Below are 25,539 nucleotides of genomic sequence, written 5' to 3'. Positions count from 1 at the left end.
CTTAAATCCCCGCTTTCTGGTTGGCTTGCATTGCTGCTACAAAATCATCAAATACATATTCGGCATCGTGTGGACCCGGTGATGCATCTGGATGGTATTGGACTGAAAAGGCTGGACGATTCTTTAAGCGAACCCCTTCAACTGTGCCATCGTTAATTTCAGTTTGGGTGATTTCTAATTCAGTTGCTTCAATTGAATCAGCATCAACCGCATATCCATGATTTTGTGAAGTGAAATAAGTGGTTAGTTTGCCATTTTCTTGAATCGCATGGTTGAATCCACGGTGGCCAAACTTCATCTTGTAGGTGTTAGCACCGTTTGCTAACGCGAATAATTGATGACCTAAACAAATTCCTAAGACTGGAAGTTGTTCTTCTAGAATCCGAATGGTTGGTAAAACGTAATCTAAGTCTTTCGGGTCACCAGGTCCATTTGATAATAGAATCCCATCTGGATGACTAGCTAAAATTTCTTCTGCACTGGCAGTTGATGGGAAAACGGTCACGTTTAAATTACGTTGTGCTAGTGAACGTAAGATGGAGTCTTTTAATCCAAAATCGATTAAAGCCACTCTTAGGCCGGTGTTAGGTGCTTGATAAACGCTGTTAGTGGATGCGCTTTGTGCAGAGGTGCTAGCTAGTGGTTGGTCAAATGCAGCTTGAATGGTTTCTGGTTTTAAATCATCGACAATCACAGCTTCCATTGAACCTTCATCACGTAATTCTTGGGTTAATGCTCTCGTATCGACTTGTGAAATTCCTGGTAGGTCTTCTAACTCAGCGTATTGAGTTAGTGTCATGTTGCTACGCCAGTTACCAACTAGGCGGGCAATTTCGTTAACAATAATTGCGGTCACTGATGGATGTAAACTTTCCATGTCGTCGCGATTCACTCCGTAGTTCCCAATTAGTGGATAAGTAAAAACCAACATTTGGCCATCGTAACTTGCGTCAGTCATGCTTTCTTGGTAACCGGTCATCCCTGTTGAGAAAACTAATTCACCGTGGACGACTTTTTTAGAACCAAAGCCGACTCCTTCATATGTTGATCCATTCTTTAGTACTAAGTATCTTGCTTGCATTATTCCTCGCTCCCATCTTGATATGCGATGTTGCCATCGACTAGTGTTAGTTTGGTTTTGCCACAGACTTGTTCACCGATGAATGGTGAGTTCTTTCCTTTGGATAGGAAATCGTTAGCATCAATTTGATATGGTTGGTCTAGTTCCATCAATGTGATGTCTGCTGGTTGACCAACTTGTAGTTGTCCCGCTGGTAGATGGAACAAGTTTGCCGGGTTGCTGCTCATCCACTCAATTAGTTGGTTTAAATTAACGATGCCGTTCTTCACGAAGTGGGTGTACATCAAGCTAAATGCGGTTTCGATACCGACAATTCCAAATGATGCGTCACGCATTGAACCCGACTTTTCCTCTTCACTGTGTGGTGCATGGTCAGTGGCAACCATGTCGATAGTCCCGTCTAGTAGTCCGGCAATTAACGCCTTGCGATCTTCTGGGCTACGCAATGGTGGATTCATCTTCATCATTGGGTCGTCAGTAGTAATCATTGAATCATCTAGTAGTAAATGATGTGGTGATACCTCAGCAGTGACGTTAATCCCGCGTGCTTTGGCAATGCGGACTAGTTCGACTGATTCTTCAGTTGAGATGTGAGCCACATGGTAATGGACCCCCGTTGCTTTCGCTAAAACTAAGTCACGAGCTAGTTGTGATGATTCAGACAGTGGTGACATTTCTGGTAAACCTAATTTTTGGGCGGCGTCACTTTCGTTCATCACGCCCCCATTGATTAGTGAGTCATCTTCAACGTGGGCCACTAATGGTTTGTTAGCTTCTTTAGCGGCTTGCATCGCTAAGTACATTGTTTCAGCGTTTTGGACCCCATGACCGTCGTTAGTAAATGCAATCGCCCCCAAACGATTCATTTCCGCAAAGTCAGTTGTTTTGTAGGCAATCAATTGCTTACTGATTGCAGCGTATTGATATGCGTGAACAACGCTTTTAGCCTTATTTAGCGCTAATTGTTCAGATAATGCATGTGATGTGTCGACAACTGGTTTAACGTTTGGCATTACACACACACTGGTGAAACCACCGTGTGCTGAAGCTTTACTACCCGATTCAGTATCTTCTTTATAAGTTAATCCCGGGTCTCTGAAGTGAACATGAACATCGACTAAACCGGGTAATGCAGTGGTTTTTTGACCGTCGATTACTTGATCTACTGACTCGTTTTCTTCATTATTAATGGCGGCAATTTTGCCATCTTCGATTAGGATGTTGACTAGTTCTTCATTTACATACACATTTTTAATTAAGGTTTTCATAGTTATCCTCCGCGATTAGGTTTCGTTGCTTCAAGATTGATTCCAAAATTGCCATGCGGGCGTAAACCCCGTTTTGCATTTGACGGAAAATTCTGGATTGTGGTGCTTCCACCAATTCATCGGCAATTTCGATGTTGCGGTTGACCGGTGCTGGGTGCATGATGATTGCCGTTGATTTCATTTTTTGCGCACGCTGTGTGGTTAACCCATACACATTGGCATAATCAATCGCAGTGAAGTTTTCACGCGCGTCGTCGTTTAGACGTTCTAGTTGGACACGTAACATCATTACGACGTCGACGTCTTCGATCATGTTGTCAATGGTGGTAAAGGTACCAAAAGCCTCAAAATCTTGTGGGTACCATTCATCAGGTCCTGCGAAGTATAAGGTTGCGCCTAAACGATGTAGAATTTCGGCATTCGAACGTGCCACTCTGGAGTGGAGTAAATCACCGACGATGGCGACCTTAATGCACTTAAAAGTTTTAAATTCATCGTAGATGGTTAATAAGTCTAAAAGACTTTGTGATGGATGTTGACCACTGCCGTCTCCGGCGTTAATCAATACCGCGCTGATATTATCATCATCAATTAGCGGTTCATACCACCCGGTTGTCTTATGTCTAATCACCACGCCGTCGATACCGATAGACTGAAGTGTTTTAACCGTATCTGCTAGTGATTCCCCTTTTTTAGTTGAACTATTATTAGGGTCGATATTGAATGGCTTAATCCCCATTTTGCGTTCTGCCATCTCAAAGGAAGTATGCGTTCTAGTACTATTTTCAAAAAACATGTTGGCGAAATAGATTGATCGTTCCAACCTAACTTGTTTTCCATTACGAAATTGCATCGCGTTATAGATTAAATCCATAATCGCTTCATCGCTTTGATGATTTAAATCTAAAAAATGTGTTTGCATGTATCCATCCTCCTAAAAAGCACCCAACTCGATGGAGTGGGTGCTAGAAAATGGACCGATTGCGTGGTTCTTCAATGCACCCTCTCTGGAGTTGCTTAATTGAATCTAGATATAAAAAAGGACTTCCCTGACCGTGTCAGAAAAGTCCTTCAATGTCTGATAATTACACTGATGGCGTATGGAATCTACGCAAGGCCTTGACTGACTCTCTGGTCAATTCTTAAAGGCGAATCTCTTTTTATGTTGCTTATAATATATCACACTGAAAATATTATACAAGGATAAAAATAAAAAATAATTTGAGAACAGCAAAAAAGACGCCATGATAGGCGTCTTTTGGTAGATATAAATATTGATTGGATGAAGCGTACTGCTTCTTAGTACCAACCGTGTTGTAGCCAGAAGGCTTTTGCGTTATCCCATGAACCATAACGAGATGCGACGTATTGATCAGCGACTCTTTCTTGGTTTGCAGCGGAATAATCACCATTTAGCATTGAAGCGCTAAGTTGGTATTTACCATAGTATTGACCGTTTTGGGCAGTGTATGAACCACTTGATTCTCGATTAGCAATCCAAGACTTCGCATCACTGTTACTTCCAGTGTCAGTAGAAGTCGTGGTTGTAGTTGAAGTTTGGGCCGCAGGTTGACTAGCAGTGGTTGCCGTACTACTTTGTACTTCAGTTTGAGAAGCAACTGTGGCATCACTAGGTAATGTTAGTTTTTCACCAACATAGATTAAGTCGGTATCAACACGATCGTTAGCCTTTCTTAATGAATCTAGAGACACGTTGTATTTTTGTGATAATCCCCATAGGGTGTCTCCATTTTGGACGGTCACCTTTTGTACCGCAGTGTTGTTAGTAGTGTTAGTACTTGTTTGACTGTTAGCAGTTTGATCCGCGTTGGCAGTCGCACCACTTGCGATAAATAAACCAGCTACTGCAGTAGTAGCAAATAACATTGATTTCAAATTAAATTTAACGATAAATCTTCACTCCTATATATAAATCTATAACTTGAATGGGTTAATCCAATTGATTAACTGTCATCTATACTACATGCCCATCATTACACCGACTTCTCACCCACGTTAAAAGTTTGAGTCGATTCGTAACAATGTCGTATTGGTGTAATCAATTGCAATCAAAACCGTCTAAAGCATTGACAGAAAAGGATTTTTTACGTTACGTGGGGCTTAAAATAACTTTAAAATGCTGTTTTAGACAATAAAAAAAACGTTGAAAGAAAATTCTCTCAACGTCTTTTTGCTTAATACCAATTGTACATTTCCCAGTGAGCTTTAGCGTTAACCCATGAACCATAACGGCCGGCAACGTATTGTTCAGCTACACGTTCTTGATTGGCTGGTGAGTAATCACCATTTAAATATGCTGTATCCAATTGATATCTACCATAGTAACGACCGTTTTGTGCGGTGTATGAATCGGTAGATTCATGGAATGAAATCCAAGCCTTAGCTTCTGCGTTTGCTTCGTTCCAAGCTTCTTGTGAATCTAATAGTGATTGACTTTGCTTCTTAGAGGATGAATGTTGCTTAGATGAGTTATCATCGTTTGCATCATTATTATTGTCAGGAATAATTAAATGATCCCCAACTAATAAATCGTCATCACCATATTTGTTATTGGCACGTTCTAACACAGAAATAAAAACATTATATCTATCTGACAAATTAGCAAATGTATCGCCAGACTTCACGGTCACTACTGTACTAGCAGTTGTAGGAACAGTAGCGTCTCGGAAAATAGAAATTAATCCCACAAAGGAGATTACGGCTACGAGAAATAAAACATTAAATTTATATCTAATACTTAAACACTCCCATAAAAATTAAAAAAATGATTAATGCTATATGTTGTACTTTAACAACGAAGAGTCATTCTATAGACTTTATGTTACATAGATATTACAAGAGAGTAACAAATAGATGTATTCATGTAATAATGTAACATTTAGGTAATCTTCTGCAACACAATTGAACACAATGACTATTAACTCAGCATTCCAAATTTAATAATCGGGTACAATATATAGGTCATTTTTGATCAAAAAAGTGAAAATTTTTTGCATTTTTTAGTAGGTGAACTGATTTCATGTTTCATTTAGACCCTTATGCAACATAAAAAAAGATGTAAAAAGCCTATCATAAATGCTATTATAATAGGCTTTATCACCTTTTATTAATAAAATTAAATTATGCTAATTATTAGCTAATCATTTGTATGTTTAATTGCAATTCCAGTCACTGCACTGATGATTGAGAAGATTGGGGAGAAGATACTTAGGAATAAGAATGGTGCAAAGTGCGCTGCTGGCACACCTAATGTTGCTGAAATAAATGCTCCGGCAACACCCCATGGAACTAGGTAGTTAATTACAGTTCCACCATCTTCGATGGCTCTACTCAAGGCAACTGGTGCTAGTCCAGCTTCATGGAAGACCTTCTTAAAGGCGTTCGCTGGTAGAATTTCTGATAGGAATTGTTCACCAACGAAGACGTTAACACCAATCGCTGTAAAGATAACCGCAATGATTAGTTTTGCATCAGTGTTTAGATGTTTAGTAAGTGGTTGAATCACTGCATCGATGATACCTAAGTGCATTAGTAGTCCACCAAAGGCCAAGGCAATCATGATTAATGCGATAGTTCCCATCATCGAACTAATTCCACCACGGGATAGTAACATGTCAACAGAACGGTTCCCTGAACGTGATACGAAACCGTTAGTGATTAAATCATTAATTTTGATTAGTGCAATGTGACGATCTTGAATGAATAATAAACCAATTGATACCACAATGTTAATGAATAGTGTTGGAATCGTTGGAATGTGGCTCCAAGCACAAACTAGTAATAAGACAATTGGAATAATTGCTAAGAATGAAATATGGAAATGATCATTTAAAGCGTGAACAGTGTTGTTAACGTTAGCTAAACTAGCGCGACCATCACTGTGGTTTAAAAAGACGAATAAAATAAATGAAGTAATCATTGCTGGAATGGTTGACCACATTAAGTTTTTAATATGAGCAATTAATTCAGCTCCAGAAACTGCTGAAGCTAAGTTAACAGTTGCTGATAGTGGTGATGACTTGTCTCCGAAAACGGCACCTGAGATAACAGCCCCAGCAATCATTGCTGGGTTCATTCCCATAGTGATACCAATTCCCATAAAGGCAATTCCTAGAGTTGAGATAACAGTAAAGGCACTACCGATGAATGTACCAACTAAGGCACACACCAAGAAAATTGATGGTAGGAACCAGTTAATGTTAATCAAATGAAAACCGAACACCATTAATGTAGGAATAACTCCAGAAGCAATCCAAACCCCAATTAATGAACCAATTAATAAGAAAATGAATAATGGCACGATTCCATTTTTAACTCCTGAAACAAAACCATCATCGATATCGTCCCAAGTAAAGCCTTTAAAGCGACCCCAGAATACCAATAGCATGATCCCCACTAAAATTGGTACCTCTGGTGAGATGCCTAAACCAATAACTCCAAATGACATAATTGCCATCATAATAACTAAAACCATAATTCCTTCCGTAAGTGAAACGGTCGGTCTTTTTTGTTCTTCTTGCATAATATTTTCCCCCTAAGTTTTAATACGCTAATTTTTAATATGTAGTTAATTGTTAAATATTAATATCGGATTAACCCTCCGCAGTTGGCTAGTTGCATATTATCGACTTCTTTCCATAAAAAAATCCCTGTTGTAAAAACAACAGGGACGATTATTTGTATTTTTGACCGTGGTACCACCCAAATTAGTAACCACTCGTAGTGGTTACTCACTCTGCTAGAAATAACGACTCTAGAAACCGTTCTTGGGTAGACACTATCCAATGTATTTCATCGAAATTAACCTGATCGGTTCGCAGCAACCACCGACTTCCTGACACCCAGTTAACTCGTTACTTGATTTGGAATAATTGTTTTCTTTTATTTGATTAAACTTAGATTAGCACTACCTTAAAATTTCGTCAACTAAAATTTACATTTCAGCTAATTTTCTGTTTAAGTAATGTGCCATTTTTTCCTTTGGATAAATTCCTGTGACCTTTTCAACCGCCTTACCGTTCTTGAATAAAACGATACTTGGTAGGCCCATCACCTTATATTGCTTGGCGATGTCTTCGTTGTTATCAACATTTAATTTACCAAAGTGAATTTGATCACCAAATTGATTTTCCATTTCCTCTAGAACTGGATCCATAATTTTACATGGGCCACACCAAGGAGCCCAGAAATCAATCACAGTGATTTTGTTATCTGTTTCTTCTGCCAGATTTTCTCTGGTGATTGTTACAGCCATTTAAATTACCTCTTTGCTTTACGAATAAAGTGAATGATAAATGTAATGACGAATGCCATTAAGACAATCAACCCGAAATGGATTGGTTCAATTTCAATATCAATCATTGGAATTGATAGAATTAATTTCAATGCAATTACCCCAATTAAAACGTAAGCCATTGTCTTTAATTCTGGAACCCTCTTCATTACTAGCATGATTACTTCGGCAATTCCTCTCATACATAGAATTCCGATTAAACCACCAATTAAAACGATAACCGGGTTTTCAGAAATCGCTAGAGCAGCTAAGACGGAATCGACGGAGAAAACAATGTCCATGAATTCAATTTGAGCCACTGTCATCCAGAAACGTTTACGACTAGATTGTTGACTACTTTGCTTGAACATTGATCTCTTAGGTTTGTTCGAGTGGGCGAAGTGATCAAAAACTAAGTAGAATAAATATAATCCACCAACTACTTTAATCTCCCAAATATGAATTAGAAATACACCTAATCCGATAATTAAGAAACGGAAAATATAAGAACCCCATAAGCCATAGAATAATGATTCTTCTTGTTCCTTTTTAGTTGGCAATGCTTGTGCTTGGGTTGCAAGCACCACTGCATTATCGACTGACAAAATACATTCAATTAATACTAAGGATAAAATAATTACCCATGCATCCTCTGAAAATATAACGTTATGCCAGTTGTTTAAATCGAAAAACGGACCATATAACTTGCTTAATAATGGTATCACCTAAAGTCTCCTCTACTATATTTTAACCATATTATATATGAATATTTTTGAAAAATGTAGCATTATTATCTATTTTAATATTTATTTATCGTACTTGGCTAAATCGTATTGTTTAATCAATGCAATCAATGATTTAGCGTAGTTTGGATCTGTTGCGTAACCATTTTTTTGCAACATGGTTGCTTGATCTTCGTAGCTAGTAACATTCTTCTTTTTAATGAAGTTTAGCGCTACAACTGTGCTGTGGTTTTCCACTGCAGCGTAGACACTTGGATATTTTCTAAATGTGGCAGGAACTGAAATCTTTTTCTTGTCACCTTCCATTACCACTTTGACACCTTTAGCTACCTTAGTGTCCTTGCTAACGTATTCATCAGTGAAGTAACTGATAGATTGACCTTTATAAGTTCCTTTAACCCCAAAAATATTGTAAGCTTTTTGGTACAACTTAGATTGGCCCCAATTAGATTCTTGAATCGCTTGAGCAATCACAATGCTTGGCAACACAACGTGTTCTTTCTTCCAAACTTGCATTGCTGGTTTCGCAATTGTTTCGGCAAATTCATGGCGACGTTTAGCGTCAGCCTTTTGAGCGTCAATAATACGTTGTTTATCAGCTTTTTCAATTGCGTTTTCACGAATATTATTTCTAACTTGCTTAGCGACGTTGTATCCTCCTACTAAAATCACTAATGCAAATAATCCTAAAATAACGCGTTTAGCAATTGTTCCCTTTGGTGTTTTCATAATTTACTTTTCTTCTTTCTTTTCAACCACTCGATATTCAATATCTTGTTCATCTATAATTCCATATAAAATTGATTCTTTGTTCTTATCAAAGTAACCCAAATTAACGGCAGGTTTCCCATCAATTGTTTCAACATCTTGAAAGGCATGCATCATAAACAATCGAATTTGACGCATCTTGGCGATTTTTTCTTCAGTAGCAACATGCGCCCCATTTAAAGTCATACCTTCATCTAAATAATATTTAATTAGATTAACGCGATTTAAATTTTCCATATTAAAAACTCGTGAACTGGAGTTATCATCACGAATTGATTCAATATAACCTTTTTGTTCCCAGTATCGTAGTTGACGAGTGGAAACATTGACCATCTTACTAACTTCACCAATTTTAAAAATCAATTGATTTAAGTCCATCTTGTGTGGAAATACATTTTTTAATCCAGACATTTCGGAATTCCTTTCATACCGTTCTGATAGGAATAATTTACCACATATTCCCGTGTCTTTCATTACTTTGATTATCACAATTAAATATTAAACAACAAAATAGTTAAAATTACATTAAGATTTCACCTTTTTAATTAGATTGAAACTGCTTTGTTACATTCTTGAAATATTTGTCCTTTATTATAAGTAATATAAATTGAGATAGAGATAAAAAGAGAGATATAAGAGAGGTTTTTAGAGAATGAAGAAATTTATCACAAAAGCAGCCGTAACTTTTATGGCTTTCACATCACTACTTTTTGCCGGGGCAGCAGTAAGTAGTAACAACAACTCAGCACATGCTGATACAATCGATCAATTCAATACTGTTTATAATGTAGCGAAAGCTCAACTAGGTACTCCATATGTTTATGGTGCTACTGGTAACGGTGGTTTTGATTGTTCAGGTTTTACAAGTTACATATACAAAAACTCATTAGGTGTTACTTTACCTAGAACTGCTCAAGAACAATACAATGCATCTACTAAAGTTAGTCGTGCTAACTTACAAAAAGGTGATTTAGTATTCTTCGGTGCTACTAAGAGTTCTATCTTCCACGTTGGTATGTACATAGGTGGCGGCAAGATGATTGACGCTCAAAACCGTGGAGTTATCCGCGAAAAAATTCATACACCATGGTGGCATGTCGTAGGTTACGGCCGCGTCGCTTAATATTCTCTCTAAAAACCAAAAAGACGATTACAAATTGTAATCGTCTTTTTTACTTTTCTTTATTGAACGTTGTAATCTATAACCTTCACATGATTGTTTGAAACTTCTAATTTAGTTAAACTACCATTGGCAGGTGGTTCGGTTATATCATACTTGCCTTCACCAAAACGTTCGACCAAACTTAAGACTGCATTAGCATGACTAATTAGTAGAACATTATCTCCATCGTGAATGTTCTTATCGTTTCTAATTAGGTCTAACCCTTGGTCCCAACGTTTCCAGTATTCTTGGTTGCTTTCAGCTTGATGAAATGGATCTGCTTCTTTTAAAAAATCCATAGCTTTACCTAAAGAATACTTAGATACTATATCCTTAAATGTTGGCAATCCGTGGGGAGCACCTGCAGCGTACCATGATTGTTCTAAATCGCTTCCTTCATAATAACCATAAAATTCTCCTCTAAGATAACTGGAGACAGTTGGTTCCTTTACTGAATCAGCGGTGTTTCTATCTAAAATAATCTTTGCTGTTTTCATCGCTCTAGTTGTATCACTACAGTAAGCAGCAGTAAAACGCATATTAGTTAATTTTTCTGCAGTTTTCTCCGCACCTGATATACCTTTTTCTGTTAATGGTGCATCGCTCCATCCTTGCAAGCGGTTATAAACGTTAAAATATGTTTGCCCATGACGGACAACGTATAGATTAAATGTAATAAATTTCATCCCCCTTTTTATACTTATAATAATAACATAGCACTAATAAAAAAAGTTAGACAGTCATCTGCCTAACTTAATTCTGCATTGTAATATTGTGACGCAATTTGATGATATCTTAATTGATTTAATGTTTTGTAAATAATCATTTGAAGTTCACGTAACTTAATGATAGTGTATGAGCTCAATTGCACAAGAATCAATCGTTCTGTACGTTGAATAATCTCTTGATTGTTGGTTAACGCAGATAAATCACTGTGAACCATTTCAGGCATAAATTCAATTATTTTACCATCGCTTAATTGAATATTTAATTTATAAGCTTTATTTTCCATTAATGCCATCAACCTCCTACCATTTAATATTATTTTACAACTTTTTGTATTTTTTGCAACAATATATAGTGAGGGACTAGTTTTTGTTAAGCATATATTGTGTTTTTCCTTTTTGACTCTAATAAAAAACATGCCTTTTTGTTCACTGTCTGGTAATATTAGATATGAATTACATCAAAGGAGCTCTTCATTTTGAAAGCGATCAACTATATTCGCACCAAATTATCCACTAGATTTGGCTTTTTTTGCCTACTGGTTGGACTATTTTGGGCTAAAACAATCTATGCATATTTCACCGACTTTCAGTTAGGATTAGCTAATCCATTCGAATACTTCGTCGCCTTATTCAATCCGATTGCGACAACCTTATTCCTATTGGGACTAGCAATGTATATTAAATCAAGCCGGTTATTCTATCCAATAATTTTACTAATTGATGGATTAAACACTTTACTACTATATTTAAACGTTATTTATTACCGTGAATTTACCGATTTCATGACCGTAAGTACGATGACCGGTTATTCCAAAGTGAACCAAGGATTAAGTGGTTCATCATTGGCGTTAACAATGCCCCACGATGTCTTCTATTGGTTAGATATCGTTTTAATCCTAGTCCTATTATTATTCCGCGTGATTCGAATTGATAAAGGCAAAATTGGTTTTAAAGGTGCCTTTGCGATTACTTCAACCGCCATCTTAATTTTTACTGCCAACTTATCATTCGGTGAAATGGCGCGTCCACAACTACTAACTAGAACTTTTGACCGTACTTACATTGTTAAGTATTTAGGATTGAATGCTTTTACCGTCTATGACGGCATTAAGCAACAACACAATAACGACTTAAGAGCGATGGCAACTAAGTCTGAAATGAATGACGTCCATAAATTTATTAATAAACATTATGCGGCTCCAAACGCCAAATTATTTGGATCACAAAAAGGAAAAAACGTCATTGTTATTCACTTGGAAAGTTTCCAACAATTCTTGATTGATAAGAAAGTTAACGGTCAAGAAGTCACACCGTTTCTAAATAGTCTCTACCATAGTAAGTCAACCTATGCATTTAGCAACTTCTTCCATGAAGTCGGACAAGGAAAGACTTCCGATGCTGAAAACATGTTAGAAACTAGTACTTATGGTTTGCCACAGGGATCACTGTTCACTCAATTTGGTAGTGATAATGTCTTCCAAGCTGCTCCTTCGATTTTAAAACAAGAAAAGGGATATACTTCAGCGGTTTTCCATGGTAACGTGGCCAGTTTCTGGAACCGTAACAATGTTTATAAGAACATGGGTTACCAATACTTCTTTGACGCTAGTTACTATGATACTTCTGGTGATAGAGCCAGTGGTTATGGTCTAAAAGATAAATTACTATTTAAAGATTCTGTGAAATACTTACAAAGGTTACAACAACCTTTCTATATTAAATACATCACAGTTACTAACCATTTCCCATACACAATTGATAGCGAAGATTCAAACTTCAAGACTACTAATACCGGTGATAGCAGTGTTGATAACTACTTCAAAACTGCGCATTACCTAGATGAAGCGGTCAAAGAATTCTATGCTTACCTTCAAAAGGCCGGCCTATTGAAGAATTCAATTATCATGTTGTATGGTGATCACTACGGAATTTCTAATTCTGAAAACATCAACTTAGCCAAGGCATTGGACAAAAATCCAAATGATTGGAATAACTTTGATAACGCCCAGTTACAAAGAGTGCCGTTAATGTTTAATATCCCGGGCATGAAGTCTGGTTACATCGATAACACCTATGGTGGTGAAATTGATGTTTTACCTACTCTTCTTCATTTACTAGGGGTTAACACCAAAAAATACATTCAATTTGGAACCGACCTATTTTCTAAAAAGCATGACACGGTTGTTGCATTTAGAAATCGTGATTGGGTCAGCACCAAATACACTTCAGTTTCTGGCACCATCTACAGTAATAAGACTGGTAAAGTAATTAACGCAACCCCACATCAAAGAAAAATCTTTAACAAGATGCAAGCGCGCGTCAATACTGAACTATCTTATTCTGACGAACTAAATGAACAAAACTTACTTCGTTTTTACACTCCCAAAGGGTTCAACCCGGTTAATCCAAAAGATTACAACTATCAAAATGAATTCCAAAAGGAACTGGGCGCCGAAACGGAATTAGGCAAGAAATCGACTAGTTTGTATGATAAATTAAAGAAAAAATCAACAGAAAACATGTACAAAACTGATGCACCTGAAGTCAACCATACGGGTGGCTCATCACGTATTAATAATAAAACTTCTGACGATTAAAATTCAAAACGGACAAATTTTTGTCCGTTTTTTTATTTGCTTTAAGGTTTTTTAAAGGTAAAATAATCATAATTGGATAATGAGATAAAGTGAGTTGAAAGCATGAAACAATTTAAAAATAAAACAATTGAATTAATTTACAGCATATTTATTATCTTCATCGCCGTCTTCTCAGTCGCTCTAGTCGGCTTAGATTACTTAGGCGTGATTAATATTTACCATAGTTTCATCGGAACTGTGTACTATGCAATTTGGATTTTCTACATTCTAGATTACATAACTGGATTTTGTTTAGCTAAAAATCATAAACAATTTCTATTAGAAACATCGCTGGACTTAATTTCCTTAATTCCAGCCCACCCCATCTTCGTGATTTTCCGTTTATATCGCGTAATTCGGATTGTCCGTCACTATAACTTATTTTGGAAGTTTGGTTGGGACGGTAAAGTTACCGGTGGGATTCACCGTTTCATTTATGATACTGGATTCATTTACTTATTTTCCATCAGTATCGTGATTTTAATCTTTAGTGCTTTAATTTACTCGCACTTTGAACAACATAATCTATCAACTTCTCTTTGGTGGGCGATCACCACTGCGACTACCGTCGGATACGGTGATATTTCACCACAAACCGCTGGTGGAAAACTAATTGCCGCCTTCCTAATGTTTGGTGGAATTGGTTTTATTGGTTTGTTGACCTCAACGATTACAGACTTCTTCACTCATGGTGACAAGGATGTGACCGATGATAAGATTGATAAATTAAGCAAACAAATTGAATCTTTAACCGCTGAAGTCCATTCATTACAAAAATCTGTTAAAAAAAATAACACCCCTAAATAGGGTGTTATTATTTTTTAGTCAGATAATTGAGTACTATGCACCGGTGCATGGTTACCTGGATATAAATCCTTCATAATCGCATTGACGGTGATGGGAACTTCGCCAAAACCTGTTGCGATGATGGTTTGTTTACCATCGTATTTTGCTTGATCTCCAACCGCATAAACATTATGAATATTAGTTTCTAAAATACTATTAACCTTTGTGGCATGCTTTTCTTCTTCAATCTCAACTGCCCAGTTTTGCATATCCTTATTATTGGAAATGAAACCGTAGTTCACCAGAATCTTGTCGACATCTAAATCAATAAATTCGTCATCAGTTTTCATTTTTTTGGCATGGACACGGACTTGGCCGTCATCAGTATTATCTAATGACTTAATCAAGTATGGTGTCACTAATTCAACGCTGGATTGTTTTAACACTTCTACCATGTGTTCAAGGCCACGGAATTCATTTCGACGGTGTAATAGGTACACTTTTTGGGCAATATCATTTAGCATTAAAGCTTGATCAATCGCAGAATCACCACCACCGGCAACTAAGACAAACTTATCACGGAAGCTTTCAATGTCATTAGCAGTGTAAACTAGTTGGTCATCGTTAATGGTTTCAACACCGTCAGCGCTTAATTGACGTGGGTTAAAGGCACCATTACCGACTGCGATAATGATGGATTTTGTTTTAGTTATTTCCTGATTTGTGGTAATCTTAAAGGCGTTGTCGTCTTTTTCGACGTTGATGACGGTTTGATTTAACTTAATGTCGCCGTCCATGGTGGATAGTTGTTGTTTTAAGTTGGCAACTAGTTCACGCCCTTTTATGGCCGGGTATGCGGGAATATCTAGCAATGTCTTTTCTGGATATAGCGCATTCACCTGACCACCTAATTCAGATAGACTTTCGATAATTTGGAACTTAGCGGTATGCATGCCGGCATAAAAACCAGCAAACATCCCTACGGGGCCGCCTCCAATAATCGTAATATCGTAAATTTCGTCTGTCATTTTATTTAACTCCTTTTATTTCGGTGTTATTTAATATATCATATATCTTATAATTATACTTTAGCAAAGGAAGAACAATTATGCACAGCAAACGCAGAAAAATTATCATTGGGATTATCTTGCTAATTGAAGCAATCGCCCTGTTTACTACTACCGCCTGGATTTTTAGAGGGCGCGTTCTAAATGGCCTTCAAGTGGAAAAGACCAGAACGGCAACTATCTTCATCCCTGGATACGGTGGTAACGCCGTTTCTACCGATGACTTCATCAATCAATTTAACGACCATGGGATTGCTAAGCGTGCGCTTCGTATCCATATTTCAAGTAAAGGTAAAGTTACTACCATGAAGAAATATGTAAAGAAGATTACCGCTGACAATCCATTAGTTCAATTGATTTTCGAAGATAACACTCATCCAATCAAAGAAGCTAAACAAATGAAAAACGTGATGACATACCTATACAAGACTTACCACATTAAGTCAGTTAACTTATTAGGTCACTCATCTGGTGGTCAAATTGCTTACGAATACATGGTTAGAAACCCTAATCAAAAGAATGCACCAAAGATTAACAAGTTTGTAAGTATTGCCAACGACTACGATCCAAAAGATAAACGTGTAAAGAACTTACCTCGTAATTTGAAGATTTTCAATATTGCCGGTGAAATTTACAACTTCGGTACTGATGGTGAAGAAGCTGTTGATATCGTTAAACCAATGGGTAAATTGGTAAAACCATATGTTAAGAGCTACAAGTTCTACTTATACCAATCAGATCCAATTTCTGCTGAACATTCAATGTTGCATGAAAACCCTACTTTAGATAAGACTATCGCTGAATTCTTATTTAGAGATTAAAATAAAGCACTTATTTCTGATGAAATGGGTGCTTTTTTATTAATATTTTTCTCATTTTAAAGTAATTCGTTCGTCTTTTTACCCTCAATAATGAACAAATTCCAGAATTACCCTTTCAATTTACGGTAAAAGTCCATATAATTAAAGATGATGAAAAATGTTCACGGGCGCAACGAAGATCCGTGAGGGGAATATTATTGGGAGGGTTTTTCATTATGGCAAAGCAAAAAATTATTCTGGACTTAGACACTGGTATCGATGACGCAATGGCCATCGCATATGCTGTCGCTGCTCCAAACGCAGATTTAGTAGGGATTGTTAACTCATACGGAAACGTCGTGGTTGAACAAGCTGCGAAAAATTCTCTACAAATTTTAGACTTATTAGGTGCTACAGACGTTCCTGTTTTTGAAGGGGTATCACATTCACTAGAAACTGATAGTTTCGAAGTAATGGATGTTTCTGCCCACATTCACGGGGTAAACGGTGTCGGTGAAGTTGAGCTACCTGAATCAAGTCGCCAAGTGGAAGAAATGTCTGGTGTCGACTTCATGATTGAAGCTGCTCACAAGTACGGTAAGGATTTAACTATTATCCCTACTGGTCCACTAACCAACTTAGCTCTAGCACTACGTAAGGATCCTGAAATTGCGAACCTAATCGGTAATGTAACTTTAATGGGTGGTGCCCTAACCGTTCCTGGTAACGTTACTGATGCTGCTGAAGCTAACATCAACCAAGATGCGACCGCTGCAAACGAAGTTTTCAGAAGTCCATTACATGACACTATGGTTGGTCTAGATGTTACTTTAAGAACGCTACTAACTAAAAAAGAAACTCAACAATGGCGTGATTTAGGCACTGTCGCTGGTGAAAAATTCGCTGATATTGTTGATTACTACATCGATATTTACGACGAAATGTATCCTGAATTAGGTGGTTGTTCACTACATGACCCGCTTGCTGTAGGTGTTGCTTGTGACCCTAGTTTTGTTCAAACTCTAGACATCGACTTATTAGTTCACACCGGTGAATTAAACTACGGTCGTACTACTGGAGACACTGCTAAACTAGATGATCCAAACCCAAGTGCTAGTGTTGCCATCCAAGTAGATGAAAAACGCTACTTAAAGACATTCATGGAATACTTAAACTACTTATTTGCAAACAACAAATAACACAAAAAAGCTTACCGCAACGGTAAGCTTTTTTTATTTTACATATTAAAGTAATGGTGAAGGTAAACTGCAACGCCATCTTCATCATGATTTAAAGTCACATCATCTGCAATAGCTTTAATTTCATCAGACGCATTATCCATTGCCACTCCAATGTGAGCAGCCTTTAACATCTCTTGGTCATTTTCAGCATCACCGAATGCCATCAGGTTCTCAAAATCTAGTTCTAAGTGATGTAATAATATTTCCAATCCATAAGCCTTACTCATGTTTTTAGGCAAAAATTCCATGATTTTAGGCTGTGAACGGACAATCTGATAGCTATCTGTAATTTCTGCTGGTAAATCAGTACGAGCTTGGTCTAATGTCGCTACTTGTTCTGACATAATTGCCTTACTGTATTCTTTGTCTGGTAAATCAGCATAGTCCATTGGCACGAATTCCAATGGTGAATTTAAAACTTCCTTGTATGTTGATTTAACTAAGTCGGTTAGTTCATAGACTTGTTTGAAATCTAAAATGTCTAATGGAAGTTGGTAATCAAATGCAAACTGATGGATTAAATCAAAATCTGCTTTAGATAGACTCTTTTGGTTTAACACTGATTGGTCATCGTTTTTAACAACCATCCCACCATTAAAGGTAATCGTGTAGTCATTAGGGCCTAATAAAGCTAGTTGTTCAACATATGGCCAGACCGCATTAATGGGTCTTCCCGTACATAAAACAACTGAAATACCTTGTTCATGTAGCACCTTTAATGTTTCTTGGTTAGCGATACTTATTTTTTTGTCGGAGTTTAGTAAAGTATTATCTAAATCCAACGCAATCATTTTAATCATGGTGTACTCCTATCTAATTGGACAAAAAAACGACATTACAAAGTAATGCCGTCACTTTACAATATTAAGCTTCCAGTTGTGATTCTAATTCTTTTAGTTCAGTTTCACGAATGGAACGTGGTAAGAAACGACGAATTTCTTCCTCATTGTAACCAACTTCCAAGCGCTTATCATCAAACACAATTGGGCGTTTGATAAGGTCGGGATATTTGACCACTAAACTAACTAGCTTTGATAATGATAAACTATCAAAATCAATGTCTAATTTCTTGAAAATCTTGGATCGAGTTGAAATAATATCTTCACTACCATTTTCAGTTAGACGTAAAATTTGTTTTACTTCATCCGCATTCAATGGGTTCGAGTTAATGTTTCTTTCTCTAAATGAGATATCATGAGCTTTTAACCATGCTCTAGCCTTACGACTTGATGCACTACTTGGTGCAACGTAAAGGTTCAACATTTTATCACCCCTTAATCGCTTAAGTATTAGTAAAAAACAATTATGGTTTGTGTTTACGCTTACTATTTGTAAACTAAACAACTGTAATTATACTAACACATATAGAAGATAAATCAATTTAAATTTTTCTTAAGATGAGAAAACCTTAATCAATTCTTAATTTTTAATGGGTGAAAAAGTGATAGAATATACACAACTCAACAGAGATTGATTAAAAAATTTGGAGGTGATTTCGATGAAAATTAATCTTTTAGAAACTAGTGATTCACATGGCTTTATTTTCCCTACTAATTACGTTAGGTCATTTGATGATAAACCATTCGGAGTACTTCGCTGTGCGAGTGCGTTCAAAAGTTTACGTCAACGTTTAGATAACGTGATTGCAATTGATAATGGTGACTTTCTAGAAGGCTCTGCACTAGCATATTATATTGCAGAAATTAAACATCAATCATCCCCTGCCCAGATTAGTACTGTCTTTAATGCCATGGACTATGACTTTGGGGTTTTAGGTAACCATGAATTTAACTATGGATTAGATTATCTAAAAAATACAATTAAAGAATCATCTCGTCACTTCCTTTGTGCCAACATCATTGATCAAGACGGTAACCATCCTTTTGGTGCCCCTTATGAAATCAAAGAAGTGAATGGAGTTAAAATTGGTTTTCTAGGATTAACTACCCAAGGAACTACTAAATGGGAGAAAAACGGAAATCTATCCGGACTAACTTTCCTTTCTGCTAAGGATACTGCTGCTAAGTATATCCCTGAAATGAGCGAACAAACCGACTTAAACGTGATTATTTATCACGGTGGAATCGAACGCGATGAAGACGGTGTGCCAACCGAAGTCCTAAACGGTGAAAACGAAACCTATGATATTTTGGCGCACGTAGAAAACATCGATGCGATTATTACCGGTCATCAACACAGAAAAATTGCCGGTCATCTTCTAGGTGTTCCAATTATTCAACCAGGTCACCGTGGTGAATACATTGGTCACATTGAATTAGACGTTCAACAAGACGAAAACGGTAAATACTACGTCAATAATAGTGAATCAGAACTAATTGCTACTTATGGTTATGAAATTGATCAAGAACTAGCTCACCAATTAGATGATCTACAAGCCGCAATTGATGTCTGGTTAGATGAACCAATGGCGCACATCGACGGTCAAATGGACTTCGATGATGCATTTGCTGCTCGTTTACACAAGACCAGTTTTATTCAATTCATTCAAAAGATTCAAATGCAAACCATGGGCGTGGATTTATCTGCAACTGCATTATTCAACGATGAAGCACATGGTTTTGAAAACCCTATTACCATGAGAAATATTATTACCAATTATGTTTACCCAAATAGTTTAGCCGTTTTAAAAATCACTGGTGCCGAATTAAAGGCAGCAATGGAAACTAGTGCCAAATATTTCGACTATCAAGACGGTAAAATTTGTGTGAACCATGATTATATTTTCCCAAAATTAAAACATTATAATTATGACATGTATGAAGGTGTCAACTACACTATCAATGTCGCCAAACCTGTTGGCCATCGCATTGAGAACCTCACATATCATGATCAACCACTCGCAGATGATGCAGAATTACACATCGCTTTAAATATTTATAGAGCCGTTGGTGGTGGTAACTATCAAATGTTTGACCAAGATAAAATTATCAAGTCAGATGACCGTATGATGAGTCAGTTAATCGCCGATTACCTTCACCATCATGAAACTATCAAAGCTGAAAACAATCACAACTTTGAAGTCATCTATCGACCATAAAAAAAGAGCATCCAATTTTGGATGCTCTTTTAATTTATAATTACTAAGCTTCTTTAATAGCGTTATGATTGCGTTTTTTAGTCTTACCAACGTATTGAACCGCTTTTAGTTCACGGATGGTAGTGACCTTAATCTTACCAGGATAAGTTAATTCGTCTTGAATTTGGTCTTTCACATGCTTGGTTAAGGACTTACTCTTATCGTCATCTAACATTTCTGGGTTAACGATAATACGAATTTCACGACCAGCTTGGATAGCGTAACTATCGCGGACTCCATCATGTTGGTTGGCGATATTTTCAAGATTACGTAAACGAGTTACATATTCTTCAATCGATTCGCTACGAGCTCCTGGACGTGCTCCAGAAATCGCATCGGCAGTCGAAACTAGAATTGAAATTGGATCAGTTGGTTCAACATCACCATGATGAGATTCAATTGCGTTAACCACAACTTCATTTTCATTGAAGGCACGAGTTAGTTTACCACCTAATTCAACGTGGGTTCCACCAACTTCATGGTCAATCGCTTTTCCAATATCATGCAGTAGACCAGCGCGTTTAGCTAATTGGGTGTTTAAACCTAATTCAGCAGCCAATGCTCCTGCTAATTGTGCACTTTCAATCGAATGATAAAGAACGTTTTGACCATAACTAGTTCTAAACTTCAACTTCCCAATAATCTTCATTAAGTCCGGATGCATTCTACCAACATGTAATGAATGAACCACGGTTTCACCCGTTTCACGCAAAGCGGCGTTAACCTTTTGAGTGGTGGTATTAACCAAGTATTCAATATTACTGTTAGTAAAGTGACGGGAAATAATTAGACTTTCGATAGTGGTACGCACGATTTCTCTTCTCACTGGATCGTGAGTAACAATGTGTAATAGTAACGGGAAGTCTTCATCAAAGATTAAGTCAGTCCCAGTTAAGGTTTGAATTAGACGAATATGTTGTTCGTCTTTACCAATTAACTTCGCTTTAATTTCATTGCTAGGTAAATTGATGTTTCTTTCAATGTGACTACGTGGTTCATCGCGTGGGCCACTTTGAATTGCTTCAATAACTAAGTCGTTGGCAATCTTGTTCGCAGCGACTTTGCTTTCTGATAAGTTATATTTAACTTCTATGTCTTTTTCGCGACGAAGTTGGTTTTCGGTATCATTCAAAACAGTTTGGCGAGCTGAATTTTTATCAATGCGGCTGATAGATTGTAACGTTAATTCACGTTGTTCATGAATATCTTCAGCTTGATGTAAAATGTCGTCAATTTCATCTTGAATTTTCTTTTGTTCGTTAGCTTGTTCATTTAAATCATCAGTGTACTTGGTTAAACGATTCTTCATTTGTTCTAAGTATTTTTCATGTTGATCTAAACGTTGTTCACGCGTTTCATTTTCTTCTTTTTGTGATTGGATTTCATCATTGGCAATACCTTGATATTGAATGATGTCTTCTTTATCGTCAGAAATGATTTGGCGTGACTTCATTTCAGCATCTTGTTTGATTGATTCTAAATGAGCTTGAGCTTTTCTTTTGGCATCTTGAATTTGCATTTTAAAACGCATATTGCTGAACCAAATACCAATAACTACTCCGATAATTAGGAATAAGACGGTCATAATTTCAATCAAAAAGCGTCCTCCTTTCTGATTTGTAAATGTCTATTTTTATAATTGTTATAATGTATGGTTTAGGATTGTTTATACATATATCTATAATAACATTTTCAGGCCCAATTGATACACTGAAAGTCATCAAAAATATAAAAAAGCCGACTAAATTAGCTTAGTCGTCTTAGTTTTTATTTGAAATATTGATTTAAAAATTGTTTGATAGTTTTAACGTATAACTTCGGATCCGTTTGATAAGAAGCCGCGTGAGTAGCGTTCTTAACTACTAACAATTCTTTAGGACCCTTTGTGGCATTATATAGTGGATACACCATTTTTGTTGGTACAAATGTATCTTTACCACCATGAATGAATAACATCGGACGGTGGTTCTTATTTACTTGGTTTAGTGAAGACGCTTCATACATACTGTAACCTGCGCGCAGGTGAGTAATTCCACTTAGGATTGGCACCAATGGCCACTTTGGAAAGGATGGCATATGGTAAAGTTGACCAGCTTCATAATTGATTTCGTCAGCAACACTGGTGTAACCACAGTCTTCGATGAAGGCTTTGACTTGATGAGGCACAGATTTTTCACCTGAAACCATCATGGTCGTGGCACCACCCATGCTGACTCCGAACATGACAATTTTCGAATCTTTTCCATTATACTTGATGACTCTATTCATCCATTTAATATAATCGAGACGATCTGGCCAACCATAGCCAACATAATCCCCCTGGCTTTGGCCTTGTCCACGGTCATCAGGCGTTAAAACATTGTAGCCTAATTGATGGAAAATGTAAGCATATGGCGCCATTTTTTCCTTATTACCCATATATCCATGAGCAATTACAACGGTCTTGTTAGTTTTATGGTCCGCCGGAATATAGTTAGCGACTAGTTTTAAATGATCGCCAACTGATTCTTGGGTCCACTTAATCTTTTTAACTTGTTGATACCACTTAGTTCCCTCGTAAAGTGGTGAATCTGGTTTGACTTGTTCATTACTTAAAAATGATTTATGTGATGGTACCACAGCGACGTTATAGAAATACATCCCTGCCCCAATTAAACCAATCACAGTTAGTGAAATTAAAACTACTAAAGTAATAATTAAACCTTTAATCTTTTTCTTCAAGGCGATTCTCCTTATCCTCACTTGATAATTTGAGTATAGAATGTTGGGGGTTAAAAAGCAACAAGAGAAACATTTACTTGATTTTCGGTTATAATAATCACAGAGGTGTTAGAAATGTTTCCAATTAGATTAAGAGCCCTTCGTAAAGGGCAAAATATCAGCATGAATCAACTTGCGCATAATTTAAACGAAAAATTTCCAGAAGATGATCATAAGAATACACCTTCTCAAATTGGAAATTGGGAACGTGGAATTCGTTCGCCTTCGTATGTCGAAATTAAAAAACTAGCGCTATACTTTAATGTAAGTATGGACTATTTAACTGGCCGCACTTCAATCGAACATGTTAACTTGGGTGAAACTTTAATGGCGGAAAACGAACTCACTTTTGGCAACCACACTTTGGACCAACGTGATCGTTACGAAGTCTATCAACTAATTAATGGTTACCTTCATGGAAAAGACCAAAATTATTTAGAAGATGGCCAAGAAGATACCGCCCACCAAGAAGAATTAAATTTAAATTTTGATGATTTTAAAATATAAAAAACGCCGAGAAAACTTTCTCGACGTTTTTTCGTACATAGCACTTAGAGGGTTGGTTTCTTCTTATCTTTAACGTAATGGAAAATATGGTGTTTACCAATATAGGCCCATCTAATTAATGCGAGATAACCAATCCAGAAAAGAAGCAATAAAATGATTTTTAGCCAGATATCATTTAAAACACTCATATTTCCACCTCCAATTAATAATTAAATTGTTTTACGTTCGTATGGTTCAGTACTGATTTGTTCGTCCAAGATGGTCTTGCACCATTCTTTTGCTGAGAATAATGAATGGTCACGGTAGTTACCACAACTTTCAGCAGTAGTTCCTTGAACATCTTCCCATTCAATGTCATCTCTGATAGCACGAAGTGAATCCTTTAGCGCACGGGCTACGTTTTCATTTCCTGGATTACCCCAAGTAATTAAATGAAAACCAGTACGGCAACCAAATGGAGAACAGTCAATGACACCATCTAGACGGTCTCGTAATAATCCAGCTAATAAATGTTCAATGGTATGTAATCCGGCTGTTGGGATTGCTTCTTCATTAGGTTGAACTAGACGAAGATCGAAGTTAGCGATAGTATCGCCGTTAGGACCTTTTTCTTCGGTGATTAAACGTACATATGGAGCCTTAACTGCAGTGTGGTCTAGTGTGAAACTTTCTACTTTTGTTTTTACTTTTGTCATAATAAATTCTTCCTTTCAAAAACGTGATTGTTATTTTTTATTTAAATGCAGGGACATCGACACCTTTATATTTGTCCTTGATCAAGTTGTAAACCGCTTTAGAATGGTACGCTTTTACCACCTCCTTGTAAGTGGCGTTATCAGCTTCTGAACTCTTAGTTACCAAGATGTTAATCCATGGTTGGTTGTAAGAATCATTTACATCTGGAGCAATCGCATAAATTGCATCCTTAGCTGGGTTTAAGTGGTTAGCTTGAACGTAGTTTGAGTTAGTAATTCCAGCAGCGAAATCAGGTAATAATTTGATGATGGCAGCTGGGTCTACTTCGATAATGTTTAACTTCTTAGGATTAGAAGTAATGTCAGTTAAAGTTGGTGAGTAGCCTTTGGCAGGATTAGTCTTAATTAATCCTGCCTTTTCCAATACCTTCAAAGCACGACCGGCATTAGTTGGGTTATTTGGAATCGCAATCTTGTCGCCTTCCTTTAAATCTTTAACACTCTTAATTTTCTTAGAGTAGATGTTTAAAGGTTGGATATAAGTGTTTCCAATTGCCTTTAGTTTGTACTTCTTTTGAGCAATTTCTTGGTTTAAGAATGCGTAGTGTTGGAATGAGTTAATATCAATTTGACCACTGTTGGTAGATTGATTTAGTGCTTCACCATCACTGAAGACTTTTAAGTCAACGTAAATGTGTTTGCTTGCTAGTTCTTTATTAACTTCTTTCCAAATTGGAACATCGGTACTACCTAGTAGCCCGACGGTAACAACTTTTTTATCTGCGGTGTTTTCTTTCTTACTGTTCCCTGAAGCGATGAAAAATCCGACGATAATGACTAATACTGCGACCACTGCCAATGACAGAATACGCACTTTTTTATTTTTACTATTTACTGGTTTACTCAT

General features: G+C 36.9%; 27 protein-coding genes. 7 read left to right on the top strand and 20 right to left on the bottom strand.

Going from position 1 to position 25,539, the window contains the following annotated elements:
* Window position 1 precedes the first annotated feature (1 nt).
* From RZ74_RS00975 to RZ74_RS00930, 10 genes are all read right to left on the bottom strand, one after another.
* Entirely contained in the window at window positions 2-1,081 is a 1,080-nt protein-coding gene (locus tag RZ74_RS00975; protein ID WP_053949592.1) for a carbamoyl phosphate synthase small subunit, read from the bottom strand.
* Window positions 1,081-2,349 (bottom strand): dihydroorotase, encoded by a 1,269-nt coding sequence (locus tag RZ74_RS00970; RefSeq protein WP_053949591.1) that lies wholly within the window; start codon window positions 2,347-2,349, stop codon window positions 1,081-1,083. Before RZ74_RS00970 ends, RZ74_RS00975 begins: the two co-directional genes overlap by 1 nt.
* Entirely contained in the window at window positions 2,333-3,271 is a 939-nt protein-coding gene (locus tag RZ74_RS00965; RefSeq protein WP_053949590.1) for an aspartate carbamoyltransferase catalytic subunit, read from the bottom strand. The genes RZ74_RS00970 and RZ74_RS00965 overlap by 17 nt, the downstream gene beginning before the upstream one ends.
* A 377-nt stretch (window positions 3,272-3,648) precedes the next feature.
* On the bottom strand, window positions 3,649-4,236 hold the full coding sequence (apf, locus tag RZ74_RS00960; protein WP_053949589.1) for an aggregation-promoting factor: 588 nt from the start codon (window positions 4,234-4,236) through the stop codon (window positions 3,649-3,651).
* A gap of 308 nt (window positions 4,237-4,544) precedes the next feature.
* On the bottom strand, window positions 4,545-5,057 hold the full coding sequence (locus RZ74_RS00955; RefSeq protein WP_053949588.1) for a LysM peptidoglycan-binding domain-containing protein: 513 nt from the start codon (window positions 5,055-5,057) through the stop codon (window positions 4,545-4,547).
* A gap of 449 nt (window positions 5,058-5,506) precedes the next feature.
* Window positions 5,507-6,892, bottom strand: coding sequence for a Na+/H+ antiporter NhaC (nhaC, locus tag RZ74_RS00950; RefSeq protein ID WP_053949587.1), 1,386 nt, complete (start codon window positions 6,890-6,892; stop codon window positions 5,507-5,509).
* 411 nt (window positions 6,893-7,303) lie between these two features.
* Window positions 7,304-7,624 carry a thioredoxin gene (gene trxA, locus RZ74_RS00945; protein WP_053949586.1) on the bottom strand — a complete coding sequence of 107 codons (321 nt, stop codon included), beginning with the start codon at window positions 7,622-7,624 and terminating at the stop codon, window positions 7,304-7,306.
* 5 nt (window positions 7,625-7,629) lie between these two features.
* Entirely contained in the window at window positions 7,630-8,364 is a 735-nt protein-coding gene (locus RZ74_RS00940; RefSeq protein ID WP_053949915.1) for a TerC family protein, read from the bottom strand.
* A gap of 84 nt (window positions 8,365-8,448) precedes the next feature.
* A complete protein-coding gene (locus RZ74_RS00935) occupies window positions 8,449-9,114 on the bottom strand; it encodes a glycoside hydrolase family 73 protein (RefSeq protein WP_053949585.1) in 666 nt (221 codons plus the stop codon).
* Window positions 9,115-9,117: 3 nt separating this feature from the next.
* Window positions 9,118-9,564: a MerR family transcriptional regulator gene (locus RZ74_RS00930; RefSeq protein WP_053949584.1), complete on the bottom strand. Its 447-nt coding sequence runs from the start codon at window positions 9,562-9,564 to the stop codon at window positions 9,118-9,120.
* A gap of 241 nt (window positions 9,565-9,805) precedes the next feature.
* Between RZ74_RS00930 and RZ74_RS00925 the strand changes: the two genes are divergently transcribed.
* The gene (locus RZ74_RS00925; RefSeq protein ID WP_053949583.1) at window positions 9,806-10,276 is read left to right on the top strand and encodes a C40 family peptidase; all 471 of its coding nucleotides are present in this window, start codon (window positions 9,806-9,808) and stop codon (window positions 10,274-10,276) included.
* A 59-nt stretch (window positions 10,277-10,335) separates the two neighbouring features.
* Here RZ74_RS00925 and RZ74_RS00920 read toward each other — a convergent pair whose 3' ends face one another.
* A complete protein-coding gene (locus RZ74_RS00920) occupies window positions 10,336-11,001 on the bottom strand; it encodes a histidine phosphatase family protein (RefSeq protein WP_053949582.1) in 666 nt (221 codons plus the stop codon).
* 62 nt (window positions 11,002-11,063) lie between these two features.
* Complete coding sequence (locus RZ74_RS00915; protein WP_148562062.1) at window positions 11,064-11,327, bottom strand: hypothetical protein; 264 nt, start codon at window positions 11,325-11,327, stop codon at window positions 11,064-11,066.
* A gap of 192 nt (window positions 11,328-11,519) precedes the next feature.
* Here RZ74_RS00915 and RZ74_RS00910 point away from each other — a divergent pair, with 192 nt between their 5' ends.
* Together RZ74_RS00910 and RZ74_RS00905 are read left to right on the top strand one after the other, a co-directional pair.
* Entirely contained in the window at window positions 11,520-13,640 is a 2,121-nt protein-coding gene (locus tag RZ74_RS00910) for an LTA synthase family protein (protein WP_053949580.1), read from the top strand.
* Between the two features lie 102 nt (window positions 13,641-13,742).
* Window positions 13,743-14,486 carry a potassium channel family protein gene (locus tag RZ74_RS00905; RefSeq protein ID WP_053949579.1) on the top strand — a complete coding sequence of 248 codons (744 nt, stop codon included), beginning with the start codon at window positions 13,743-13,745 and terminating at the stop codon, window positions 14,484-14,486.
* 14 nt (window positions 14,487-14,500) lie between these two features.
* Here RZ74_RS00905 and RZ74_RS00900 read toward each other — a convergent pair whose 3' ends face one another.
* Window positions 14,501-15,493 (bottom strand): NAD(P)/FAD-dependent oxidoreductase, encoded by a 993-nt coding sequence (locus RZ74_RS00900; RefSeq protein WP_053949578.1) that lies wholly within the window; start codon window positions 15,491-15,493, stop codon window positions 14,501-14,503.
* Between the two features lie 80 nt (window positions 15,494-15,573).
* Between RZ74_RS00900 and RZ74_RS00895 the strand changes: the two genes are divergently transcribed.
* Together RZ74_RS00895 and RZ74_RS00890 are read left to right on the top strand one after the other, a co-directional pair.
* Window positions 15,574-16,353 (top strand): alpha/beta hydrolase, encoded by a 780-nt coding sequence (locus tag RZ74_RS00895; RefSeq protein WP_053949577.1) that lies wholly within the window; start codon window positions 15,574-15,576, stop codon window positions 16,351-16,353.
* A gap of 215 nt (window positions 16,354-16,568) precedes the next feature.
* Window positions 16,569-17,531, top strand: coding sequence for a nucleoside hydrolase (locus RZ74_RS00890; RefSeq protein WP_053949576.1), 963 nt, complete (start codon window positions 16,569-16,571; stop codon window positions 17,529-17,531).
* A 38-nt stretch (window positions 17,532-17,569) separates the two neighbouring features.
* On the opposite strand, the gene RZ74_RS00885 is transcribed toward RZ74_RS00890, so the two are convergent.
* Together RZ74_RS00885 and spx are read right to left on the bottom strand one after the other, a co-directional pair.
* On the bottom strand, window positions 17,570-18,373 hold the full coding sequence (locus RZ74_RS00885) for a Cof-type HAD-IIB family hydrolase (protein ID WP_187291386.1): 804 nt from the start codon (window positions 18,371-18,373) through the stop codon (window positions 17,570-17,572).
* Window positions 18,374-18,437: 64 nt separating this feature from the next.
* The gene (spx, locus tag RZ74_RS00880; RefSeq protein ID WP_053949575.1) at window positions 18,438-18,836 is read right to left on the bottom strand and encodes a transcriptional regulator Spx; all 399 of its coding nucleotides are present in this window, start codon (window positions 18,834-18,836) and stop codon (window positions 18,438-18,440) included.
* Between the two features lie 235 nt (window positions 18,837-19,071).
* On the opposite strand from spx, the gene RZ74_RS00875 reads away from it, so the two are divergent.
* The gene (locus RZ74_RS00875) at window positions 19,072-20,631 is read left to right on the top strand and encodes a bifunctional metallophosphatase/5'-nucleotidase (RefSeq protein ID WP_053949574.1); all 1,560 of its coding nucleotides are present in this window, start codon (window positions 19,072-19,074) and stop codon (window positions 20,629-20,631) included.
* Between the two features lie 43 nt (window positions 20,632-20,674).
* Here RZ74_RS00875 and rny read toward each other — a convergent pair whose 3' ends face one another.
* The gene (gene rny, locus RZ74_RS00870; RefSeq protein ID WP_237756907.1) at window positions 20,675-22,267 is read right to left on the bottom strand and encodes a ribonuclease Y; all 1,593 of its coding nucleotides are present in this window, start codon (window positions 22,265-22,267) and stop codon (window positions 20,675-20,677) included.
* A 170-nt stretch (window positions 22,268-22,437) separates the two neighbouring features.
* Complete coding sequence (locus RZ74_RS00865) at window positions 22,438-23,391, bottom strand: alpha/beta hydrolase (protein ID WP_053949573.1); 954 nt, start codon at window positions 23,389-23,391, stop codon at window positions 22,438-22,440.
* Window positions 23,392-23,505: 114 nt separating this feature from the next.
* On the opposite strand from RZ74_RS00865, the gene RZ74_RS00860 reads away from it, so the two are divergent.
* Window positions 23,506-23,937, top strand: coding sequence for a helix-turn-helix domain-containing protein (locus RZ74_RS00860; RefSeq protein ID WP_053949572.1), 432 nt, complete (start codon window positions 23,506-23,508; stop codon window positions 23,935-23,937).
* A gap of 44 nt (window positions 23,938-23,981) precedes the next feature.
* Here RZ74_RS00860 and RZ74_RS06945 read toward each other — a convergent pair whose 3' ends face one another.
* Genes RZ74_RS06945 through RZ74_RS00850 form a run of 3 tightly spaced genes read right to left on the bottom strand, consistent with a single transcriptional unit; the run spans window position 23,982 to window position 25,539 of the window.
* Window positions 23,982-24,125 (bottom strand): hypothetical protein, encoded by a 144-nt coding sequence (locus RZ74_RS06945; protein ID WP_187291385.1) that lies wholly within the window; start codon window positions 24,123-24,125, stop codon window positions 23,982-23,984.
* Window positions 24,126-24,146: 21 nt separating this feature from the next.
* Window positions 24,147-24,632 carry an S-ribosylhomocysteine lyase gene (locus tag RZ74_RS00855; protein WP_053949571.1) on the bottom strand — a complete coding sequence of 162 codons (486 nt, stop codon included), beginning with the start codon at window positions 24,630-24,632 and terminating at the stop codon, window positions 24,147-24,149.
* A 37-nt stretch (window positions 24,633-24,669) separates the two neighbouring features.
* Window positions 24,670-25,539, bottom strand: coding sequence for a MetQ/NlpA family ABC transporter substrate-binding protein (locus tag RZ74_RS00850; RefSeq protein ID WP_053949570.1), 870 nt, complete (start codon window positions 25,537-25,539; stop codon window positions 24,670-24,672).

The sequence above is a fragment of the Apilactobacillus apinorum genome, assembly GCF_001281175.1.
Taxonomy (GTDB): Bacteria; Bacillota; Bacilli; order Lactobacillales; family Lactobacillaceae; genus Apilactobacillus; species Apilactobacillus apinorum.
This window is presented reverse-complemented; position numbering and strand designations above follow the sequence as displayed.